Origin of the sequence: Microbispora sp. H10885 (assembly GCF_014161415.1) — a bacterium.
GTDB classification, from domain to species: Bacteria; Actinomycetota; Actinomycetes; order Streptosporangiales; family Streptosporangiaceae; genus Microbispora; species Microbispora triticiradicis.
Window position 1 is genome coordinate 312,525 of record NZ_JABBWY010000002.1, and the last position, 16,873, is coordinate 329,397.

Below are 16,873 nucleotides of genomic sequence, written 5' to 3' on the forward strand. Positions count from 1 at the left end.
TGTTGCGATGCCCGGCCCCGTGCCCGACCTCGTCCTGGCGGCGTTGCGCGACCGGCTGGTCGCGGCGCGGACCCCGCTCCCGGCCCCGGACACGGGTTTCTCCTACCCGCTGAACGCCGCGACGCTGCCCACCGGCAGCGACGGTGACCCGGGCGCCGTGCTGAGCGTCCTGACGGGCGCACTCGGCCCGGCGCCGGTCATCCAGGCGGGCGAGCCCGCCCTCGCGGCGGGCGCGCTCGTCCTGGACGGCCGGTCGACGGTGCTCGGCGGCGGGCGCCCGCTGCCGACCACGCTGACCTTCGACGTCGTCGCGGACGGCGGTCTCCGCGCCACCTGGGCGGTGACACCGGACGCCGGCTGGGCGCTGCCCGACGCGTTCCCCGCGCTCGGGGACGGCCCCTGGGAGACGGTGCCCCTGACCGAGGTGGTGCTGCTGTGCACCACGTACGCGCACGCGGACGACCGCGCCGCGGCGCAGCTCCGGCCGGGCCTGAACCTGTGGGCGACGCTGACGGTCGACCCGGCCCTGCGGCACGCCGGTGCCCGCGATCCCCTCACCGTCCGGGTCGGCGGCCCGATCACGGTCGGGGCGGCGGGATCGGCGTCGTTCACCCTCACCGGAGACCGCCCGCTCGGCGCGCTGCGGATCACGCGGATCGGGCAGGCGCCTCTCACACTCACCGAAGGCGTGGTGGCCCTGACCGCGGAGCCGGTCATGACGATCAGCGGCCGTGTCCGGCTGGGCGAGCAGGTCCTGGACGCCGTCGTGGACGTGCCGTCGGGCTGGGAGACGATGCTCCGGCTGGTCCTCACGCCGCCGGACGACGTCACGCTCGGCGCCCGCGCCGCGCTGAGCCTGCTCGCCGAAGCGGACGTGCCTGCGGCCTGGCTGCCCGCCGCGCTGCTCGACCTCGCGGGCGCGCGGGTCAGCCGCTACGAGCTGCTGTTCGACCCGTCCGGCGAGGAGCCGTCGCAGGCGGCGTTCACCCTGAACTTCGCCACGGCGGCGCGGTGGACGCCGGTGCGCGGCCTCGACCTGGTCGTCACCGCGCCCGTCCTCACGGTCACGGTCAACAGGGCGGCGTGGCGCGGGCGTGACCCGATCACGGGTTATGGGGCGAGCCTGCAAGGCACCCTGCTGGTCCGCGACCGGCCGTACACCGTGCTGGCGGAGGCCGGCGAGGACGGCCTGTGGTGGCTGACGGCGTCCGGCGACGTGCCGGGGGTGGACGTGCTGGCACGCCTGGCGGGCGTGGGTCAGGCCGAGGCGCTGGAGGTCCTGCCCCCCTCGCTGCGCGAGCTCGGCGACCTGCGCACCCCCGCGCGGATCGCGATCGCGGTCGACCCCGGGAACCAGGCGCTCGCCGAGGTGTGGTTCCGGCTCGCGCAGACCCGCCCCTGGCCCCTCGCCGGGGGCGCGATCACGGTGTCGGGCTGGACGGCGGACGTGGAGATACACCGGGACGACGGCTCATGGGCCGTCCGGGGCCTGCTGTCCGGCACGGTCGGCCTGGGCTCCACGCGGCTGGAGGTGACGCTGCCGCTGCCCGCCGAGGAGGGCACGCTCACCCTGGAGCTGGCCGAACCCGTGACGCTGCCGACGCTGGGGCAGGCGCTGGCCGTGCTCGGCGTGCGCCCCGCGGGGCTTCCCACGGCGCTGGACACGCTCGGCGGGCTGTCGGTGACGGTGTTCACGGTCTCCGCCGACCTCGCGGCGACCACGATCGTGGGCCTGTCGGTCATGGCGGAGCAGGCGGCCGACTGGGAGATCCTGCCGGGGCTGACGGTCACGGGGGTGCGCCTGGCGCTGGCGACGTCGGCCACGGAGGCGGTCGCGGGCGCGGTCTCCGGCGTGGTCGTGCTGGCCGGGCGGCGGGTGGACGCGGCGATGCGCCGCAACCCGGGCGAGGGGCCGTGGACGTTGTGGATCGCCCAGGCCGACCGTGTGCACGTGCGCGGTTTCGCCGAGCTGGACACCTGGCTGGGACCGGCGGCGCTGCCCTCCGGTGTTCCCGCGAGGCTGCCGTTCGCGGGCGGTCTCGACGTCGGGGAGGCGCATGTGCGGTTCGGCGGGCCAGGCGGCACGGTCGACGAGGTGGGGGTGGTCGTCCGTACGTCGGACCCCTGGCCCGTGGGACCGGTTCCGCTGACCCGGATACGGGTCGCGCTGGCCGTTCCCTACCCGATCTCTCCCTCGACCGTCCACGGCGAGATCTCGGCCGTGGTGACCATCGGCGGGGTGCCGATCGGAGTCGGCGCCGCCAGGCCGGCGGACGGCGACTGGGTGTTCACCGGCACGCTGCTCGACGGCCTGTCCGTCGACGTCGTCGCGGCGGCCAACACCGCGGGCTCCGGCTTCGCGCTGCCCGCCGGCGCGGTGGCGCGCGGCCTGCCGGCGACACTGACCGTCCGGCGCGCCACCGTGACCGCCGTCCCCGCCATGGGCCGGTTCGCCTTCACCGGCGACATCGCCCTGAAAGCGTGGCCGGTGACCGTCGGCGGGGCGAACCTGCTGCTGGCCGCGCTGACGGTGGCGGTGGAGGTGCCGGACCGGGACGCCCCCGCCGAAGCCCACATCGGCGCGGCGTTCGCCTATGCCGGCATCAACGCGGCGGTACGCCTCAAGCTGGGCGGTCCCGATCGTGCGCTGGTCCTCGACGGCGTGGTCGCCGACGCCCGGACGGTGGACCTGCCGGCGGTGACCGGCGGACTGGCCTCGGCCGCCACGGCGTGGACGCAGAGCGCGCCACCCGGCGCTCCCTCGCTCGTCTTCGGCGGCTCCGCCGTCCTCCGTCTCGACGTGCCGGGATCCCGTCTCCTGCTGTCCGGCTCCGTGCACTACGGCACGGCGACGACGGCCGGCGCTCTCGTCTACACCGAGGGCACCGGCGTGTACGCCGTCGCGCTGTCGATCGGGCCGGGGTTCAGGTTCGGCGACCTGGTTCCCGCGCTGGCGGCCGTCGACGACGTCCTGCACGTCACCGAGGCGCGGCTGATCGTCTGCGACGCGGGCGGCCGGTCGCTCGGCGACCTCGCGACGGCCACGAACGCCGTGCTCGGCGAGCTCGCCCCCACCGGCCCGCGCCCGCTGGACGGACTCGACGAGTCCACCCTCTCGCTGCACGCCGGGGCGTACTTCACGGCCTCGGTCGATTTCACCCGGCCGGGCGTCTTCACCCGTCTGCTGCAGATCGGCGACTCCGGGAGCACGCCCGTGGTCCACGTCACGGCCCAGGTCGACCGCCTCACCCCGGCCGCCACGGCCTTCACCGCCGGCCTGCCCACGATCACGCTGCTCGGGCGAGTCGCGTTCGCGGGGCTCACCCTGACCTACCGCGGCACGGACGCGCACCGGCTCACCCTCGTCGGGCAGGTCAGGCTGCTCGCCCTGTCCTCCGCCGCGTACGCCTTCGACGTGCGGCTGACCGTGGACGACACGGGAATGACCGGCATCGCCACGAGCGGCCAGCAGATCGCCGAGCCGCTCGGGCTTCCCGGGATCACCCTGAGCGCGCTGTCGCTGGAGGTCGGCTACAGATGGGCGACCGCGGACACCCCGCGCTCCACCCGGCTCGTCCTGCGTGGCGGGCTCCGGCTGGGACCGGCGCCCGCGCCGGGAGGGCAGGACACGCGGCCCGCGCTCACCGGCACGCTGGTCCTGCGCGACGGCGCCCCTGTGCTGTTCCACGTGACGCTGGCCGCCGACCTGTCCATCGGCGACTTCCTCACCCAGTGCCTGACGGGCGCGGGGGCGTCCTGGCCCGGCGCCTACGTGGATGTGACACTGCTGGCGGGCACCCGGCTCTCCTACTACGTGGCGGCGGCGGACCCGGGCGGCGCGTACGCCGGGGCCGCGACCCCGCCCTTCGACGACGGCTTCACGGTCGCGGCCGCCATCCGCGTGACGCTCGTCGACCCGGTGACCGTGCGCGGACTGATCAGGGTCGTCAAGGAACAGGCGGGCGACGCGTCCTACTCCGCCGTCGAGGCCACCCTGGCCCTGCCGTCCGCCGTCGACCTGGGGCCCGTCTCGCTGGCCGGCGGCGGCCCGCCGCCGGCCGTGGGGCCGTACACGGGAGGACCGTCACTGAAGCTGCGGACCGGGCGCACGCCCAGCCTGAGCCTGATCACCGGGGTGAACTTCCTGGGCGCGCCGTTCGTGAGCGCCGAGGTGACGGTGCGGCGCGACGACGGCCGGACCAGGTTCTCCGGGACGGTCACGGCGGCGCGTGGCCCGGCCCCGTTCCGTGACGCGCAGTTCAGGCTGACCTACGCCGGCGGCCCGGGACGGGCGACGCAGCTCACCGTGGACGACTGGCCGAGTTTTCCGTGGCCGCGCGCGCTCGTGGACGTCGTCCAGACCCTCAAGGACATCTGCGGAACGGGCGGATCGCCGTGCGGGCGGATCAGTGAGGCCGTACAGGCTGCGTTCGACACGACGTTCCACCTGGCGCCGAGCGCCGCGCTGGAGGGGACGTCGCTGGTGTTCACGCTGACCGGCACGTATGAGCTGACCGTGCGCGGCGCCGCCGGGCCGTTCCTGTCCGTGACCTTGCCCGCGCTGACCGTCGGCGTCCCCGTGACGACCCGCTGGGAGGATCTGCCGGAGGTGCTCGCGTCCGGAGTCGCGTCCTCGTCGGCGACCGTCGTGCGCGACCTGCTCAGCCGGCCGGACAAGGCGGCGCTGCTGCTCGCGATGGCGTTCGGCCCCCAGGCGCTCGCGGTGGGCCTGAAGCTGGCGTGCGACGAGCTCGTGGAGGGCGGAGTGGCGGCGGCGGCCGACGCGGCCGCGACGGCCATCGCGGCGGCCGGCGGAGTCACCGCCGCCGGAGCGGCCACGGCCGCCTCCGCAGCCGTGGCCACCTCGCTGAACGACTCCGCCTCCCACGCCCCGGCCCGCGACGACGGGCCGCTGCCCGGCCTCGTCGCGGTGAAGCATCTGTCGTACGGGGCGGGGAGTTTCTCCCTGGCCTGGGACGCGGCCAGGGGCGCCACCGGCTACGAGGTCGAGGTGCACGCCCCCGACGGGCAGCCGCTCGCCTCCCCGACGCAGGTGACCGGACGATTGACGGCATCGGTGCCGGTACGCGTCGAGGAGATCACCCCGGGCGTGCACACGGGACGCGTGCGCGCCCTGCGCGGCACGACCACGGGCGATTGGGCGGCCATCGGCGTCTCCCTGCTCGACCCGCCCCGGGGCGTGGTGGCGTACTGGGGCGGGGCGTCGGTCCTGGTGACATGGCAGGCGTCGCAGGGCGCGGCGGCGTACGAGGTGCTGATCAGCGACGAGAGAGGCGAGGTGGCCAGGGTGCGGAAGACGTCCGGGCTGAAGGAGGCACCCGCGCTGACCCGCCGGGACGGCTGGCGCCTGTGGGTGCAGGTGCGCGCCATCGCAGGCGGGGTCGGGCCCTGGTCAGAGCTCGTCCCGGTGGCCGACCAACCCCCCGGGCGCTGACCGACCAGCCGGCCGCGGCATCCTCATCGAGACCGAGCCCGCCTGCCCACCCGGCCGCGCCCCTGAGCCGGCAGCCGTCACGCGCTGACCAGCGCAAGGGGCGTCGGCGCACCAACCGCCCTCTCAGAGTTCCCGGAGGATCGCGTGGAGCAGGGACTCGGTGTTCCCGGCCGGTTCGGCCTGCACGCTGAGCTCGCTCATCACGACGGTGTAGTCGTCGACGTCCTCCTGCTTGTCGAGGTAGAGAGCGCCGCTCAGTTGCTCCAGGTAGACGACGTCGGAGAGATCGGGCTCGGCGAACCGCAGGATCGTGAAGGAACCCCCGGCGGCGGCGTGACCACCGGCGCGGAACGGCAGGATCTGCAGGGTCACGTCCGGTCGCGCGGAGACCTCGATCAGGCGCTTGATCTGGCCGCGCTGCACGGCGCGGCCGCCGACGGGACGGCGGAGCGCCGCCTCGTCCATGACGGACCACAGCCGGGGCCCGTCGGGGTGGTCGAGCAGCCGCTGACGCCGCAGGCGGAGGCTGACCCGGCGGTCGATGTCGGACATCGACGCCCTTCTGTGGCGTACGCGGAAGACCGCGCGGGCGTACTCCTCGGTCTGCAACAGGTCGTTGACGAACTGCGCCTCGAAGGTGCGGATGGTGGAGGCGGCCTCCTCCAGCCCGACGTACGGCCCGAACCAGCTGGGCAGCAGGTCGTTGTACTGGTGCCACCAGCCGGGCACGGCGGCCTGCCGCGCCAGTTCCAGCATCGTCTCCCGCTCGGCGCTGTCGGTGACGCCGTAGAGGGTGAGCAGTTCGGCCAGGTCGTGCTGCTTGAAGGGAATGCGGCCGAGCTCCAACCGGCAGATCTTGGAGTTGGAGGCGCGGATCGCCCGCCCCGCCTCGTCCCGGCTGATGTTCCTGCTCTCACGGAGGCGGCGTAACTGCCCGCCGAGCATCATGCGCAGGACCGTCGGTCCGCCCCGCGGCTGAGCCGGTCGTCCGTCCGTGAAGGTCGTCCCCGCTCCAGCCGAGATCATCTCTGTCCTCTCCTCGCTCCGCACGTGGCGCATGGCCAAGTGATGCGCCTGTACCGGCGCTTTCGAACAACCATGTCATATCGGATCACCATTCGTGGGGCGGCGGCTGTAACCGGTTGCAAGGGAATCCTGACCGGCCGCGATCGTCTGGCCCGGGTCACGGCCACACCTCGACATCCCCCGGCGGCACCCGGGAGAAATGCGGCGGTAACGCGCCACTGCCATGATGGTCACGGTACGCAGGCGAGTGATCGCCGAGCGCCGGGGAGGAGTGCCAGGAGGATGACGAGATGCGCCAGCTGACGGCACTCGACGCGCAGTTCCTGTCCGTGGAGTCGGCGACGACCGCGGCCCACGTGGCCGGCGTGGCCGTCTTCGACCCGTCCTCCTCGCCCTCGGGGATCCTGACCCGCGAGGCCCTGCTCGCCCTGCTGCGCGAGCGGCTGCACCTCGCCGCGCCGTTGCGGATGCGGCTGGCCGACGTGCCCTTCGGCCTGGACCGGCCGTACTGGATCGACGACCCGGACGTGGACCTCGGCGCGCACGTGCACGAGACCACCCTGCCCGCGCCGGGCGGCGAAGGGGAGCTCGCGGCGTACGTGGCGGACGTCCACGCGCGGCGGCTCGACCGGAGACGCCCGCTGTGGGAGGCGCACCTCATCCACGGCCTGACCGGCGGGCGGGTCGCCCTCTACATGAAGGTGCACCACTGCGCGATCGACGGCGTGACGGGGTCGGAGATCCTGACGGCGCTGCTCGACCCCTCACCGCAGCCGCGCCTCGTGGAGGCGCCCGTGCCCGCGTCCCCGAGCCCCGCGCCGCCGCAGCCGCCCGGGCTGCTCGCGATGCTCGCCGGGGCGATCACCCGGACGATCGTGCAGCCGGTGGAGGCGCTCTGCTCGCTCGCCCGCGCCGCCGCCGACCTGGACGCGATCCCGGTGCTGTCGGCGCTGCCCGACGCGCGGCTGGTGGCCCAGGCGGCCCGCGCGCTCGCGGGAGACCCGCGCCGGCTGCCGGAGACGCCGCCGCTGGCCGCGCCGCGCACGCCGTTCAACGGCCCTATCTCGGCGGCGCGCGCGGTCGCGTTCGGGTCGGTGCCGCTCGCGGAGGTCAGAAGGGTGGCCAGGGCCTTCGGCATGGGCCCGAACGACGTGGTCATGACGCTGTGCGCCTCGGCGCTGCGACGCTGGCTCCTCGCGCACGACGCGCTGCCCGACCGGCCGCTGGTCGCCGCCGTGCCGGTCGCGCTGCGCGCCACGGCGGCATCGCCCGGCACGGCGGACGGCACGGCGGACGGGCGGGTCGGCAACCGCATCTCGGCGATGATCACGCCGCTCGCGACCGACGTCGCCCGTCCCGGGGAGCGCCTGGCGGCCGTACGCGCCGCGCTGGGCGCCGCCAAGCGGCGTTTCGCCGTCTCCCACCGCAGCTGGCTGGACGACGTGTGCGCGATGGTGCCGAACGCGTTCGCCGCGCTGGCCACGCCGCTCGTGTTCCGGCTCGCGGGAGTGGCGGGGGCGGGCGTGAACCTCGTCGTGTCGAACGTGCCCGGCCCGCGCCGGCCTCTCTACCTGTGCGGCGCGCGGATGCTCTCCTATCACCCGTTGTCGGTGGTCACCGACGCCACCGGCGGGATCAGCATCACCTGCGCGTCGTACGACGACCGGCTGGACTTCGGCGTCGTCGTGTGCCCCACCCGGGTGCCGGACGTGTGGAGTGTGACCGGCCACCTGCGCGAGGCGATGGACGAGCTCGTCGCGCTGCTCGACGAGGCGCCGTCGCACGGGAACCCCGGGCGGGAGTCGCCCGAGGAGCGCCAGGAGCCGGAGGAGCGCGAGGAGCGCGAGGAGCCGGAGGAGCGCCAGGAGAAGGTGCCGGCCTGAGGACGTCCGGCGAGCCGGCGCCGCCGAGCGGCGCGGCTCATTCGGTGCGGCCCATCGGTACGGCTCATGAGTGCGGTTCACCGGTCGCCGGACGGTGGCGGATCGGCGGCAGATCAGTGGCGGATCAGTGCAGCGCGTTGGCGATCAGCTCCGCCACCGCGTCGGGGTCGATGTGGTGGCCGGTGAGCAGGCAGATGCTCTCCTGGTAGAGCAGGACCGCGGCGAAGGTGGCGGCGGCGGCCTCCACCCGGGCGGCGTCGCCGCGCCCGCCCGGCAGGGCGAGCTCCAGGGCGAACCTGGCCCTGCGGATGATCTCGCTGTTGAGACGGCCCAGCCGTTCCCGTACGGACAGGTGGGTGTCGGCCTCCCGGAACAGGATGCGCCGCATCGCGGGGGACGCCCGCAGCGGCAGCCCGCGGGCGAGACGCGACAGCGTGCCCGCCGCGTCGCCGGGCAGGGCCTCGACCTCCTCCTCCGTGACGACCGTGCGCTCGTCCACCAGCGAGACCAGCACGTCGATCTTGCGCGGGAAGTAGTGGAAGACCAGTCCCTTGGGCACCCCGGCGAGCTCGGCGATCCGCGCCGTCGGCGTCGCCTCGTAGCCGCCGCCCGCGAACAGTTCCTCGGCGGCGTCGAGGATGCGGGTGCGGGCGTCGCCGTCCTGCGGGCGTGCCCTTCTCCGGGAACGGGACCAGGCCTTGGCGGTCTGGAGGGGGTGGTCCACGGACCGAACCCTAACCAGAGCGGGTGCTCCAGCACCATGACGCGAGGGACAGGGCAGTCATACGCCCGGCCGCGGGCGGGTGGCTCGCGGCCGGGCGTACGGGGGCGTCGGCGGGGTGCGGCCGGCGTCCCATGTCAGTGCGTCACCTCGGCGGCTCACCTCGGCGGCTCACCTCGGTGACCCGCGTCAATGAGCTCGCGTCAGTGACCGGTGGCCTGCTCGGCGCCGATGCCGGTGAGCGACCGGACCTCGATCTCGGCGTACTTCGACGCGCTGTACTCCTTGCTCAGGACCGTGCCGAGGTATCCGCACAGGAAGCCGATCGGGATCGAGAAGATGCCGGGGTTCGACAGCGCGATCAGGTGGAAGTCCACGTCGGGGAACATCGCCGTCTTCGCGCCGGAGACGACCGGCGAGAAGATCACCATCACCAGGGCGGTGATCAGGCCGCCGTAGATGGCCGAGACAGCACCCGCGGTGTTGAACCTCTTCCAGAACAGGCTGTAGAGGATCGCGGGCAGGTTGCCCGACGCGGCGACCGCGAAGGCCAGCGAGACGAGGAAGGCCACGTTGAGCGACTGGGCGAAGATGCTCAGCGCGATCGCGACCGCGCCGATCACGAAGGCGGCGATCCGGGCGACCACGACCTCCTGCCGGTCGGTCACCTGGCCGCGCTTGAACACGTGGGCGTACAGGTCGTGGGCGAAGCTGGAGGACGAGGCGAGCGTGAGCCCGGCGACGACGGCGAGGATCGTGGCGAACGCGACCGCCGCGATGACCGCCAGCAGCACCGTGCCGCCGACGTCGCCGAAGACCTGCGTGCCGATCTCCTGCGCGAGCAGCGGCGCCGCCGTGTTGCCCGACTTGTCGATCTTGCCGTGGACCAGGGCCGCCGCGCCGAAGCCGAGGACCAGCGTCAGCAGGTAGAAGACGCCGATGATGCCGATGCCCCACAGGACCGACTTGCGGGCGTCCCTGGCGGTCGGCACCGTGTAGAAGCGGATGAGGACGTGCGGCAGACCGGCGGTGCCGAGAACCAGGGCCAGGCCGAGGCTGATCAGGTCGATCTTGCCCCAGATGCCCTGTGCCTCGGTGCCGTACTTGAGACCGGGCTTGAGGAACGCCTCACCCTTGCCGCTCGCGCCGGCGGCGTCGCCGAGCAGGCCGGACAGGTTGAAGCCGAACTTGCCCAGCACGAGCAGGGTGATGAGCGCGGCGCCGACCATCAGCATGACGGCCTTGACGATCTGCACCCAGGTGGTGCCCTTCATGCCGCCGAAGACGACGTAGACGATCATCAGCAGGCCGACCGCGATGATCGTCCAGACCTTGCCGGTCTGCGAGGTGACGCCCAGCAGCAGCCCGACCAGGGAGCCCGCGCCGACCATCTGCGCGAGCAGGTAGAAGATGCTGACGACGATCGTGGACACGCCGGCCGCCGTGCGGACAGGGCGCGGCGACATCCGGAACGCCAGCACGTCGGCCATCGTGTACTTGCCGGAGTTGCGCATGAGCTCGGCGACGAGCAGCAGCGCGACCAGCCAGGCGACGAGGAAGCCGATCGAGTAGAGGAAGCCGTCGTAGCCCGACAGCGCGATGATGCCGGCGATGCCGAGGAACGACGCGGCCGACATGTAGTCGCCGCCGATTGCCAGGCCGTTCTGCAGGCCGCTGAACGAGCGGCCGCCCGCGTAGAAGTCGGACGCGCTCTTGGTGTTGCGGCTCGCCCAGAACGTGATGCCGAGCGTGCCGGCGACGAAGACCACGAAGAGGATCGTGGACAGGGTCTCGTGACTCACTTGGCGCCCTCTCCGACCTCGTCACGGCTCTCGGCCCCGGCGCGCAGCTCGTCGGCGATCGGGTCGAGCTTGGCCGCCGCGTGCCGCGAGTACGCCCAGGCGATCAGGAACGTCGAGACGAACTGCAGCACGCCGAAGACGAGGGCGACGTTGATGTTGCCGAACAGCTTGGTGCCCATGAAGTCCCGGGCGAAGCCGGACAGAAGCACATAGAGGAGGTACCACACCAGGAAGGCGATGGTCATGGGGAAGGCCCAGGACCGGTAGCGGCGACGCAGCTCCTGGAACTGCTCACCCGCCTGTATACGTTCATAGACCGATGGATCGTGCTGGACGGTCACAAGATCTCCTTGGGCAAGTGATCTGAATCACCACAACGTAGGAGCGTGGTGCGCCCGCCGACGAGCCCCGGGGGCCGCCGCGTCGCCCAGCCGTACCGCCCGATCGTTCACATGGCACGACGATGCGACGAATGGTCGGTTGCGCGCGCCGAACGGCCGGCCGGCGCGGGGAAACCGGTCACATGTGACGAGGACGCCAGTCGCCGCGGTCGACGTTCAGCGTCTCCGGCGTGTGCAGGCGGACCATCGTGCGCGCCACGCCGCGCGGCACCCGTGAGGGCGTCAGCAGCGACACCGTCACCATGACCGTGAACGACACGGGCACCGTCCAGGCGGCCGGCTCGGCCAGCAGCGAGCCCGCCCAGCCGGTGTGCGGGCCGCCGCTGATCGTCACCACCACGGCGGCGCAGGCGAGCCCTCCCCCGGCCAGCAGTCCGGCGAACGCCCCCGTCGTGGTCAGCCTGCGCCACCAGATGCCGAGCACGAGCAGCGGGCAGAACGACGAGGCGGCCACGGCGAACGCGAGCCCCACCACGGTCGCCACCGGAAGCGATCTGGCCGCGCCCGCCAGCGCGAACGGCACGACCACCGCGAGCACGGTCGCGTAGCGGAACGAGCGCACCCCGCCGCGCAGGATGTCCTGCGCGATCACCCCGGCGACCGACACCGTCAGCCCCGACGAGGTGGACAGGAACGCCGCGAACGCGCCCGCCGTCACCAGCGCCGTGAGGAACTCGCCCACCAGGCCGCCGACCAGCCGCCCGGGCAGGGTGAGGACCACGGTGTCGCCCGCCGGCATGCCGTAGACGTGGCCGAGGTATCCGTACACGGCGGGCATCACGTAGAAGGCGCCGAGCAGGGTGAGCACGACCAGCGTGGTGCGGCGCGCGGCCCGGCCGTCGGGGTTGGTGTAGAAGCGGACGAGCACGTGCGGCAGTCCCATGGTCCCGAGGAACGTCGCCAGGATCATCGAGTACGTCTCGTACACCGGGTGGTCGCGGCCGTGCAGCGGCAGCGCCCACTCGTCTCCGGCGGCGAGCCCCGGCGCGCCGCCGGACCACCAGGCCATCAGCATGAACACCAGCGGCAGGGCCAGCGCGGTGAGCTTCAGCCAGTACTGGAACGCCTGCACGAAGGTGATCGACCGCATGCCGCCCGACAGCACGTTCGCCGCCACCACCGCCGCCACCAGCAGGCTGCCCGCCCACGGCGGCGCCCCCGTGATCGTACGGAAGACCAGCCCGGCGCTCTGGAACTGCGGCATGAGGTAGAGCCAGCCGATCAGCACGACGAGGACGCTCGACAGCCGCCGCACGGCCATCGACTCCAGCCGCGCCTCGGCGAAGTCGGGCAGCGTGTAGGCCCCCGAACGGCGGAGCGGCGCCGACACCAGCACCAGCAGCACGAGGTAGCCGCCGGTCCAGCCGACCGGCAGCCACAGCATGTCGGCGCCGAACGTGAGGATGAGCCCCGCCACGCCGAGGAACGAGGCCGCCGACAGGTACTCCCCGCCGATCGCCGAGGCGTTCCACAGCGGCGACACGGTGCGGGACGCGACGTAGAAGTCCGAGGTGGTGCGGGACATGCGGATGCCGAACGCGCCGATGAGGACGGTCGCCAGCAGCACCACGCCGACGGCGGCGATCTGGCCCACCTACGCTCCGTTCTCTCTCACCGGCGCACCGTGCTCACCGGCGCACCGTGCTCACCGGCGCACCGTGCTCACCGGCACGGTCCTCACCCGGCGCACGGTCCTCACCGGCGCTCCACGAGGTCGGCGAAGTCGCGTTCGTTGCGCTCGGCCTGCCGGACGTACAGCCAGGCCCCGACGACGAGCGCGGGATAGATCAGCCCGGCGAGGACCACCCACGGCAGCGGCAGCCCGAACAGGTCTGCCGCGCGCAGTTCCGGGGCCAGCAGGAACAGCAGCGGCAGCCCGCCCACCACGCACGCCAGCACCGTGCACACGAAGAGGGCCAGCCGGAACTGCGTGCGCACCAGCGAGCGCATGTAGACCTCACCCAGGTGGGTCTGCTCGTCGATCTCCCGGGTGAGCGGGTGGCGGCGCCGGCGGGCCGCCGCCGTGCGCGGGCTGGTCACCGTCACCCGGCGCGGTCTGCCCGTCACCGGGCCTGGCCCTTGCGCGCCCGGCGGACGAGCAGGTCGCGTAACTCCCGGGTGTGCCGCCGGCTCACCGGGATCTCCGTGTCCCCCACGCGCACCACGCACTTGCCCGAGTCGATGTGCAGTTCGTCGATGTGCCGGACCGCGACGAGATGGCTGCGGTGCACCCGCAGGAACCCGGCCGACGCCCAGCGCTCCTCAAGCGTCGCCAGCGGGATGCGGACCAGATGACTGCCGGTCGCGGTGTGCAGCCGCGCGTAGTCGCCCTGCGCCTCGACGTACCGCACCTCGGTGCTGGCCACGAACCGGGTCACTCCGCCCAGTTCGACCGGGATGGTGTCGGCCTGCGGCCCCTCCCCCGGTTCGCCGCGGCTGCCGCAGACCCGGCGGATCGCCTCCGCGAGCCGCTCCGGCCGTACGGGTTTGAGCAGGTAGTCCTCGGCCTTGAGCTCGAAGGCGTCCACGGCGTGGTCGTCGTACGCCGTGACGAACACGATCTTCGGCGGGCGGGTGAACTGGGTCAGCAGCCGGCCCAGCACCACTCCGTCCAGCCCGCGCATCCGGATGTCGAGGAACACCGCGTCGACCGGCCTGCCGTCCGCGATGGCGCGGTCGAGCAGCTTGAGCGCCGCGGCGCCGTCGCGGGCGGTCAGCACCTCGCCGATGCGGGGGTCCGCTCTGAGCAGGTAGGCGACGTCCTCCAGCGCGGGCTGCTCGTCGTCCACCGCCAGGACCCGCAGGCCGCTCACGATCACCCCTTTCACCGGCCGATGCTCTAGAGGGTGATGACCAGGACGACCGGAAGTCAACGTTTGCGCGTGTCACGAGACGGTGTCAGAGCACCGACACCCCGGGGTGGTATTTGGGGATCCGCACGGTGACCTTGGTGCCCGCGCCGGGGCCGGTCTCGACGACCAGCCCGTACTCGTCGCCGTAGACCTGGCGCAGCCGCTCGTCCACGTTGGCCACCCCGATGCCGCCTGCCCCCGAGCGGTCCTCCCCGGCCAGCGCGCGCCGCAGCCGTTCGGGGTCCATGCCGACACCGTCGTCCTCGACCGTGATGCCGCACTCGGCGCCGTCGTCCTCGGCGATGATCGTGATCCGGCCGGCGCCGGGCTTCGCCTCCAGGCCGTGCCGTACGGCGTTCTCCACCAGCGGCTGCAGGCACAGGAACGGCACCGCCACCGGCAGGACCTCAGGGGCGATGCGCAACGTCACCAGAAGCTGGTCGCCGAACCGGGCCCGCTCCAGGGTGAGGTAGCGGTCGATGGACCGCAGCTCCTCGGCCAGCGTCGTGAAGTCGCCGTGCCGCCGGAATGAGTATCGGGTGAAGTCGGCGAACTCCAGCAGCAGCTCCCTGGCCTGCTCGGGGTCGCTGCGGACGAACGACGCGATCGTGGTCAGCGAGTTGTAGATGAAGTGCGGGGATATCTGCGCCCGCAGCGCCCGCACCTCGGCCTCCATCAGCATCGTCCGGGACCGGTCGAGCTCGGCCAGCTCAAGCTGGGAGTCGACCCACCGCGCGACCTCCTGCGCCGCCCGCACCAGCCCGGCCGAGGCGTGGTCGCCGTACGCCGCGAGCGAGCCGACCACCCGGTCGTCGGTGGTGAGCGGGACGACCACGGCGTGCCGGACGGGACACTCGGGCAGCGCGCAGGCGAGCGCCCGCACCTGGGTGCGACCGTCCTTCAGCGTCTCCGCCGCGTGCTCGAACGCGTCGGCGGCATGGTGGTCGCCCGCGCCGTCGTACACGAGCAGTTCCTCGCCGTTGGTGATGGCGATGGCCGGGGAGCCGAGCAGCTCACGAAGATGCCGCGACGCCTTGAGCGCGCCGGCCTGGGTGAGCCCGGCCCGCAGCGGCGGCGCGGCCAGCGACGCGGTGTGCAGCGTCTCGAAGGTCGCCCGCTCCGCGGGGCTGCTGCCGAGGTCGCGCCGCCCGCGCAGAACCCGCCAGAGCACGACGGCCGGCACACTGACGAGTACGGCGACGACGAGCGCCGTGACGACCGGTTCCACGCCGCCGCAGCCTACCCCCCGCCGCCCGCACGGCTTGAGCGTCGGCCCCGGCGCTACAGGTCCTGCGGATCCAGCTGTGCGGAATCAGCGGGAGCCGGGAGGCGACCAGCATATCTGAACTACTTCAGATATGCTGGTCACATGAGTACGAGAACTGTTCCCTACAGCGCCTTCCTTCGCGGTCCTTCGCAGGTGCTTCCCTCACTCGACAGCGCCGTCGTCATCCTTGAGCGACGCGACGACGAAGACCTCGTACTGATGCGCGCGGAGCGTTTCGAGGCGGGTGCGGCCAGCCTGCGCATCGCTGCCCGCGCTCTGGCGATCGTCGCGCGTCGGAACAACAGCCTCGCCGAAGATGTCCTGGCCGAGGAACTCCCCTGGCTCACCTGGCTTCCGGACACTGAGCGTCCTGCCTGTGTGAGCGAGCTGCTCAACCACCTCATCGCCGGGGCGGACACGGGAGAGCTGCTCCCGTTCGCGCGTGCGTTGACGGCCTGGCGATCGACTGCCGTGGTGTGGAGCGATCCGGAACTGGCCCGGGAATTGCAGGGTCCCTTCCCTGGTGACGGTCCCGAGGTCCCTCGTCCATCCGAGAGCTCGTGATGCCGGGGCGCGGTGACGACGTCCCACGGCCGAATCCCTGGACAGTACGGTTCGCTGATCGTCGCGCGGCTGAAGGCTGGACGCATCTCCTTCGCCACGCCGCTGAGAATCTCGACCGAGCGTGGGTGGCCATCACTGCCAATCCGCGTCGTGTGGACAGCCGTCAGCACCGGCTCAAGGGCTCCCTCGGTACCGTGAAAATGGTCGGCCTGGTGCTGGAGCAGTGGCAGTACGAAGCAACCTCGGGTGGACGTATCTGGTACGCGATCGATGACGGCGAGCGCACGATCTGGATCACCCGGGCTGGGGCGGGACACCCCAGGCAGACCGATGCATGATGCGGACCGGCCGGGAGCTCACAGCCGCCGCACGTCCAGGGCGAAGTCAACGGTACGACGGCGGCCGGCAGGATGAGGCGGGCGAGGGTGCGCACGGACACCGTCCGGTCCGGCATCTCACTCAGTCGCCGGCGTCCAGCGCGGCGCGGATGCGGGCGGCGTAGTCCGCGATCTCGGCGTCGCCGTCGTACTTGACGCGGGGCCAGAAGAAGCCGCGCAGACCGTCCTTGCGGTTGCGCGGCACGACGTGGACGTGCAGGTGGGGGACGCTCTGGCTGATCCGGTTGTTCATCGCGACGAACGTGCCGGCCGCGCCGGTGCCCGCCTCGACCGCCCGCGTGACGGCCTGGACCCGGGCGAAGAACGGCCCGACCTCCTCCGGCGGAAGGTCCGGGAGGGTCTCGACGTGGCCGCGCGGGACGACGAGCACGTGCCCCTTGAACACCGGGCGGGTGTCGAGGAAGGCGGCGGCGACCTCGTCGTCCAGCACCACCCGCGCGGGCCGCTCCCCCGCCACGATCTCACAGAACACGCAGCCGTCCACGAGACCCATTCTGGATCACG

The 16,873-nt window shown here is 72.9% G+C and carries 13 protein-coding genes; 4 read left to right on the plus strand and 9 right to left on the minus strand.

From position 1 onward, the window contains the following. The first annotated feature begins 7 nt into the window (after nt 1–7). Complete coding sequence (locus tag HHX37_RS06435) at nt 8–5,455, plus strand: hypothetical protein (RefSeq protein ID WP_182884815.1); 5,448 nt, start codon at nt 8–10, stop codon at nt 5,453–5,455. 123 nt (nt 5,456–5,578) lie between these two features. Here the strand turns inward: HHX37_RS06435 and HHX37_RS06440 are convergent, their stop codons facing one another. After that, nucleotides 5,579–6,481 (minus strand): helix-turn-helix domain-containing protein, encoded by a 903-nt coding sequence (locus HHX37_RS06440; protein ID WP_182884816.1) that lies wholly within the window; start codon nt 6,479–6,481, stop codon nt 5,579–5,581. Nucleotides 6,482–6,771: 290 nt separating this feature from the next. On the opposite strand from HHX37_RS06440, the gene HHX37_RS06445 reads away from it, so the two are divergent. Beyond that, nucleotides 6,772–8,364 (plus strand): wax ester/triacylglycerol synthase family O-acyltransferase, encoded by a 1,593-nt coding sequence (locus tag HHX37_RS06445; RefSeq protein ID WP_182884817.1) that lies wholly within the window; start codon nt 6,772–6,774, stop codon nt 8,362–8,364. 124 nt (nt 8,365–8,488) lie between these two features. Here the strand turns inward: HHX37_RS06445 and HHX37_RS06450 are convergent, their stop codons facing one another. The 7 genes from HHX37_RS06450 to HHX37_RS06480 form a co-directional block, all read right to left on the minus strand. Then, nucleotides 8,489–9,088 carry a TetR/AcrR family transcriptional regulator gene (locus tag HHX37_RS06450; RefSeq protein ID WP_117409587.1) on the minus strand — a complete coding sequence of 200 codons (600 nt, stop codon included), beginning with the start codon at nt 9,086–9,088 and terminating at the stop codon, nt 8,489–8,491. A gap of 200 nt (nt 9,089–9,288) precedes the next feature. Beyond that, a complete protein-coding gene (locus HHX37_RS06455; protein ID WP_182884818.1) occupies nt 9,289–10,887 on the minus strand; it encodes a cation acetate symporter in 1,599 nt (532 codons plus the stop codon). Further along, nucleotides 10,884–11,228, minus strand: coding sequence for a DUF485 domain-containing protein (locus HHX37_RS06460; RefSeq protein ID WP_138460110.1), 345 nt, complete (start codon nt 11,226–11,228; stop codon nt 10,884–10,886). The genes HHX37_RS06455 and HHX37_RS06460 overlap by 4 nt, the downstream gene beginning before the upstream one ends. 178 nt (nt 11,229–11,406) lie before the next feature. After that, nucleotides 11,407–12,882, minus strand: coding sequence for a cation acetate symporter (locus tag HHX37_RS06465; RefSeq protein WP_307801172.1), 1,476 nt, complete (start codon nt 12,880–12,882; stop codon nt 11,407–11,409). 101 nt (nt 12,883–12,983) lie between these two features. Beyond that, nucleotides 12,984–13,355 (minus strand): hypothetical protein, encoded by a 372-nt coding sequence (locus tag HHX37_RS06470; RefSeq protein ID WP_182876239.1) that lies wholly within the window; start codon nt 13,353–13,355, stop codon nt 12,984–12,986. Then, the gene (locus HHX37_RS06475; protein WP_117409605.1) at nt 13,352–14,101 is read right to left on the minus strand and encodes a LytR/AlgR family response regulator transcription factor; all 750 of its coding nucleotides are present in this window, start codon (nt 14,099–14,101) and stop codon (nt 13,352–13,354) included. Before HHX37_RS06475 ends, HHX37_RS06470 begins: the two co-directional genes overlap by 4 nt. A gap of 85 nt (nt 14,102–14,186) precedes the next feature. Then, complete coding sequence (locus HHX37_RS06480; RefSeq protein WP_117409583.1) at nt 14,187–15,368, minus strand: sensor histidine kinase; 1,182 nt, start codon at nt 15,366–15,368, stop codon at nt 14,187–14,189. A gap of 141 nt (nt 15,369–15,509) precedes the next feature. Here HHX37_RS06480 and HHX37_RS06485 point away from each other — a divergent pair, with 141 nt between their 5' ends. Continuing rightward, a complete protein-coding gene (locus HHX37_RS06485) occupies nt 15,510–15,971 on the plus strand; it encodes a hypothetical protein (RefSeq protein ID WP_182884819.1) in 462 nt (153 codons plus the stop codon). Between the two features lie 125 nt (nt 15,972–16,096). Beyond that, the gene (locus HHX37_RS35500; RefSeq protein WP_220502634.1) at nt 16,097–16,309 is read left to right on the plus strand and encodes a hypothetical protein; all 213 of its coding nucleotides are present in this window, start codon (nt 16,097–16,099) and stop codon (nt 16,307–16,309) included. 121 nt (nt 16,310–16,430) lie between these two features. On the opposite strand, the gene HHX37_RS06495 is transcribed toward HHX37_RS35500, so the two are convergent. Beyond that, nucleotides 16,431–16,853: an HIT family protein gene (locus tag HHX37_RS06495; protein WP_396774917.1), complete on the minus strand. Its 423-nt coding sequence runs from the start codon at nt 16,851–16,853 to the stop codon at nt 16,431–16,433. Between the last annotated feature and the right edge of the window lie 20 nt (nt 16,854–16,873).

Coding starts and splice junctions, on each gene's coding strand:
- HHX37_RS06445 (WP_182884817.1), top strand. CDS start 6,772: ATGCGCCAGCTGACGGCACTCGACGCGCAGTTCCTGTCCGTGGAGTCG.
- HHX37_RS06440 (WP_182884816.1), bottom strand. CDS start 6,481: ATGATCTCGGCTGGAGCGGGGACGACCTTCACGGACGGACGACCGGCT.
- HHX37_RS06485 (WP_182884819.1), top strand. CDS start 15,510: ATGAGTACGAGAACTGTTCCCTACAGCGCCTTCCTTCGCGGTCCTTCG.
- HHX37_RS06435 (WP_182884815.1), top strand. CDS start 8: ATGCCCGGCCCCGTGCCCGACCTCGTCCTGGCGGCGTTGCGCGACCGG.